5 protein-coding genes are annotated in these 5,060 nt (G+C 72.2%); 1 reads left to right on the top strand and 4 read right to left on the bottom strand.

The genetic code is table 11. The features are described 5' to 3' along the window. Positions 1–228: class I SAM-dependent methyltransferase (locus tag ACZ4FV_RS51615; protein WP_465328353.1), on the top strand; the 228-nt coding region annotated here is incomplete at its 5' end. A gap of 496 nt (positions 229–724) precedes the next feature. Here ACZ4FV_RS51615 and mshC read toward each other — a convergent pair. The 4 genes from mshC to ACZ4FV_RS51595 all read right to left on the bottom strand — a co-directional run bounded on the left by mshC (position 725) and on the right by ACZ4FV_RS51595 (position 4,619). After that, positions 725–1,951 (bottom strand): cysteine--1-D-myo-inosityl 2-amino-2-deoxy-alpha-D-glucopyranoside ligase, encoded by a 1,227-nt coding sequence (gene mshC / locus ACZ4FV_RS51610; RefSeq protein WP_465328351.1) that lies wholly within the window; start codon positions 1,949–1,951, stop codon positions 725–727. A gap of 244 nt (positions 1,952–2,195) precedes the next feature. Continuing rightward, complete coding sequence (locus ACZ4FV_RS51605) at positions 2,196–3,044, bottom strand: SCO1664 family protein (protein WP_395864053.1); 849 nt, start codon at positions 3,042–3,044, stop codon at positions 2,196–2,198. Next, positions 3,014–3,583 (bottom strand): DUF3090 domain-containing protein, encoded by a 570-nt coding sequence (locus ACZ4FV_RS51600; protein ID WP_395863494.1) that lies wholly within the window; start codon positions 3,581–3,583, stop codon positions 3,014–3,016. Before ACZ4FV_RS51600 ends, ACZ4FV_RS51605 begins: the two co-directional genes overlap by 31 nt. Positions 3,584–3,893: 310 nt before the next feature. After that, on the bottom strand, positions 3,894–4,619 hold the full coding sequence (locus ACZ4FV_RS51595) for a histidine phosphatase family protein (protein WP_395863496.1): 726 nt from the start codon (positions 4,617–4,619) through the stop codon (positions 3,894–3,896). Between the last annotated feature and the right edge of the window lie 441 nt (positions 4,620–5,060).

The raw sequence follows: 5,060 nt of genomic DNA, 5'->3' as shown, positions 1-5,060 counted from the left end.
ACTTCGGCCACCCGGCTGCGGGTCGCCGACAGCAGGTCGTACGGCCCGCACTACGCCGAGACGTTGCGGCTGTGGCGCGAGCGCTTCAACCGGCGTGCGGACGAGGTCGATTCGTTGGGCTTCGACCATGTGTTCCGGCGTATGTGGAACCTGTATCTGTCCTGGTCCGAGGCCGGTTTCCGGTCCGGCTACCTGGACGTGCGGCAATACCTGCTGATGGAGGCGTGACCACCTGTCGTCCGTCACATCGGTCATCCGCGTCCGTCGTCTGTCGTCGACGGCGTGACCGGGCCCGATCGGGTCCGGTCCGACCCCGGATCGCGGTCGGCCGCCCCGGACTCCCTCGGGTACCCCTCACCCACTTCTCGGAATGTGAGGGCTTCCCCTGAAGTGCCGGGACCGGCCCGCGTGATCTGCTGGGGTCGTGGACGAGGAGCCGTTCCGGTCGGCCGTCGCGGGGGTGTGGCCGGCCGGAGCGGTACCTGTTCGACGTCCGCCGCGAGGAGCCGGGATCACCCGGCTCGCCGCACCCGAAGGCCCCGACCGGGCACTGCCGGTCGGGGCCTTCGTGGTGCTCGGGGCTTCGGTCGTGCGGTGGTCGGGCCGGTTGTGGCCGGCCCGGGGACGGCGACGGGCGATCGTGGCGGTGTTCGACCGAGGCGAGGCGTCGGGTCGAGCGTCGGGGGCCGGCGCTCGCTGCGCCTTCGGGCGGGTGGCCCGAGGGTCAGAGGGCCACGCCGAGGATCGCGTCCAGGGCGCGAGAGGCCACGCCCGGAGCGGACATGTCGTCGCCGCCCTCGGCGAGTTGCCGGGCCGCCCACGCGTCCATCGCGGCCAGTGCGCCGGGGGCGTCCAGGTCGTCGGCCATGCGTTCGCGGATGCCGGCGAGCAGTTCGGTGGTGTCCGGCCCGTCCGGACGGCCGACCGCCGCGCGCCACGTGGCGAGCCGGGTGGTGGCGTCCGCCAGGACCTCGTCGGTCCACTCCCAGTCGCTGCGGTAGTGGTGGGCCAGCAGGACCAGGCGGATGGCCATCGGGTCCACGCCCTCGCGGCGCAGCTTGGAGACGAACACCAGGTTGCCGCGCGACTTGGACATCTTCTCGCCGTCGAGCGCGACCATGCCGGCGTGTACGTAGGCCTTCGCGTACGGCACCTCGCCGGTGACCACGTGCGCGTGCGACGCGCCCATCTCGTGATGCGGGAAGACCAGGTCGCTGCCGCCCCCCTGCACGTCGAAGCCCATGCCCAGGTACTTGAGCGCGATCGCCACACACTCGATGTGCCAACCTGGCCGGCCCGCGCCGAACGACGCGTCCCAGGACGGCTCGCCGGGCCGGGCCGCGCGCCACAGCAGCGGGTCGAGCGGGTCCTTCTTGCCCGCCCGCTCCGGATCGCCGCCGCGCTCGCCGAAGATCTCCAGCATTCGGGCGGCGGTGTAGCCGGAAACTCCGCCGAAGCGTTGGTCGGACACGATCGAGAAGTAGATGTCGCCATCCACCGAGTAGGCCGCGTCCTTCGCGATCAGATCCTCGATCAGCGGCACGATCAGCGGGATCGCCTCGACCACGCCGATGTAGTTGGCGGGCGGGAGCACCCGCAACGACGCCATGTCCTCACGGAACAGCGTGGTCTCGCGCTGAGCCAGCTCGACCCAGTCGATCCCGTCCCGCTCGGCCCGCTCCAGGAGCGGGTCGTCGACGTCGGTGACGTTCTGCACGTAGTCGACTTCGAGGCCGGCGTCCCGCCAGACGCGCTGGAGCAGGTCGAACACGACATAGGTCGCGGCATGCCCCATGTGGGTTGCGTCGTACGGGGTGATGCCGCACACGTACAGCCGCGCGACCGGTCCCGGGGTGATCGTCACATGATCGCGCACGGAGCTGTCGTACACGCGCAGGGACGCACCCTGACCAGGGAGAACGGGGAGCTCGGGTGCAGGCCAGGCATACATACGTATGAGACTAACGTCCGCAGGGGTGGAAGATCTTCCAGGGTTGACGGACCAATTTTCCGCGTCTTCCCCCAACGCCCCGGTCGGGGACCGCGTCGTCGCCCGGCGCTCGGGTCGAGGACACCGTCTCGTCGTCCCCTCCGACCTCGTCGTCCCCTCGGACGTCTTCGCCGAACCGGGATCCGAGCCCCGCCCGAGCCGGGGACCGAGCCCGGAGCCGGCCGCGGTCGGATCGGCGATCACGCTAGATCGGCGGCCATGGGATCACATGCCGGCGACCATCCGGCTTCGGAAGCCGGTCGTCGGCGAGTAGAACTCTCACCCGTTCGCGGGTCGCGGTCACCTCGTCCGGCGTAATCAATTCACCCAGCCGGGCACCGAGCGAACCCGCCAACTCGGCCGACAGCGACGTCAGCGCCGCGTGCGCGTCGGCCGCCAGCGGTTCGCCGGCCCAGCCCCACAGCAGCGTGCGCAGCTTGTCCTCGACGTGGAAGCAGATGCCGTGGTCGATCCCGTACACGTGCCCGTCGGGGCCGGGCAGCAGGTGGCCGCCCTTGCGGTCGGCGTTGTTGATCACCGCGTCGAAGACGGCGATCCGACGCAGTGCGTCGGCGGCGGCGTGCACGAGCAGCGCGGGCTGCTCCTTGCCGTGTTCGTCCGGGACGACCACGTGCGCGATCGGCTTCCAGGCCGGGCCCGGGTCCACGGCGGGCAGGATCGCCACCGGTTCCGGCTCGTCGTCGGCGGGCTTGTGGTCGATCCACACCTGGCACATGCCCGTGCCGTACGGACCCTCGCGCAACACGGTGGTCGGCACGATGTTCCAGCCGAGCGCCTCGGACACCTCGTACGCGGCCATCTCGCGCCCCGCCAACGTGCCGTCGGGGAAGTCCCACAGCGGCCGCTCGCCCGCGACCGGCTTCCACACGCAGGGCAGCGACACCCCGTCGAGCGTGGCCACGCAGTACAGCGTCGCGTTGGAGGCGTCCTCCAGGCGCGCCTGCACCGTCAGCTCGCCCCGGCGCAACAGCTCCGGGACGGCGGCGGCGTCGAGGACCGTGGTCAACGCCGATACCCGTTGGCGCGCGGGCAGATGTGGCCCTCGGGATCCATCGGCAGCCCGCAGAACGGGCACGACGGGCGGCCCGCCGCGACCACGAGCAGCGCGCGCTTGGCGAACGCCCGGGCCTGACCACCGGTGAGCCGGACCCGCAGCAACGGCGGCCCGTCCTCGTCGTCGTCATCGCCGAGCAGGGTGTCCTCGGGGGCGTCGTCGTCGGGGACCTGGGCCTGCGCCTCGACCACGAGACGCTCGTCGTCGGCATCCCACGCGAGCGCCATCGTGCCGACCCGGAACTCCTCCAGGATCGGCGGCAACAGCGGGCCGGAGTCCTCGAGTTCGGTCGGCGTCACGGCCGGCACGGCGGTTTCGCCGCCGGTGCGGCGAACCAGCTCGTCGAGCAATTCGTCGACGCGTTCGGCCAGTACGGACACCTGGGTCTTCTCCAGGGCGACGCTGGTCACGCGGCCGGCGGCGGAGGCCTGAAGGAAGAAGGTTCGCTGGCCGGGCTCACCTACGGTGCCGGCGACGAACCGCTCCGGGGGGTCGTACAGGAAGACCTGGCGGGGCACGAGCTGCTCCGTGTTTCTGTCGAGAGCGGGACGGGGTGGGTGGCGGTCTCGGGGCTGGTCTGTCTCGGAAGTCGTCTGTCGATGGGATGGCGGTGGAGCTGGTGTGGCGCGGACCGGTGTCCTACCCGGTCGTATCCGTTCATCCGGCCTATCCGGGTCCCGCACGGTTATATCCGCCGGATCCGAAGTGGTATTCCCGGATGATCCTGCCCGTTTCCACGGGTTCGATCTTGCCCGAATGATCCCGCCCCGGCGGGGGCGGTCCGGGTCGGGCGAGGGCGCGCGGGGGGAGTGCGCCCTCCCAAGCACCCTACGGCGCGCCGGCTCCGCCGCCCACCACCGCGTCACCCGACGCGGGCGCGTGCCGACCGTCCGGCGCCGACAGCAGCCCGGCCACCGAGCCGCCGGTGTCGTTGAGCCGTCCGACGCTCGGTCGGTGTGCGCCGTACGTGATCACCGTGAGCGAGCACGGGTCGACCTGGATGCGCTGGAACAGGTCCAGGTGCATCCCGAGCGCGTCCGCGACCAGGGCCTTGATCACGTCGCCGTGCGAGCAGACCAGGTACATCGCGTCCGCCCCGTGCTCGGCGGCGATCCGCTCGTTCCACTCCCGGACGGCGTCCACGGCCCGGGCCTGCGTGGTGCGCAGGGCCTCGCCCCCCGCGCCGGGGAAGGTGACCGCACTCGGATGCATCTGCACGGTCTTCCACAGCGGTTCCTCGGCGAGCTTCTTCAGCTCCCGCCCGGTCCAGTCGCCGTACCGACACTCGCCGACCCGCTCGTCCACCTGCGCACCGGTGTCCAACGCGAACTTGGTGCCGGCCCGGGCCGACAACACCGCCTCGGACGTCTGCCGACACCGCTCCAACGGACTGGTCACCACCGCCGCGAGCGGCACCTCGGCAATCCGCCGCCCCAACGCCGCGGCCTGTTCCTCGCCCCGATCGTCCAGGAACACCCCCGGCGTCCAACCGGCCAACACCCCAGAGGAGTTCGCCGTGGTCCGCCCGTGCCGCACAAAGAGCACCGTCGTCATACCCCCAACCCTATGCGCCCCCGGAATCCGCCCCTTCCGCCGGCCGGCTGCGACGCGGCCGCGGCGCGAGGCCGCGGAGCGGGGGTGCGGGGCGGGAACCCGGGGCGCGTGACGGGGATCCGGGACGGGGGCGGAGACCCCGAGGCGCAGCGTGGGCCAGGGGTTCGGGGCGGCCCCGAGCCGCGGGCGTGGGCCTGGAGGTGGATAGGGCCGGCCCACCCAACAGCCCCCGGCACGCCCGACCGACGGCAGGCACCCCGGCCACGAGCCCGACCCGGGCCTCCCCCAGGCCGCCGAACCCGCCCGCACCCTGGCGCGTCAGCGCCCCCGACCCCGGCCCACCCCAGTGATCGACGCGCGAAGCGCGGAGAGCGGCGGAGCCGCAAGCTTGGGCTTCGTGCCCCGGAGCGAAGCGGAGGGACACGAAGCCCCGAGCGAGGC

Source organism: Embleya sp. NPDC025285 (genome assembly GCF_055558835.1).
The sequence above is the reverse complement of the archived record's forward strand: the minus strand, read 5'-3'. Positions and strand labels throughout refer to the sequence as shown.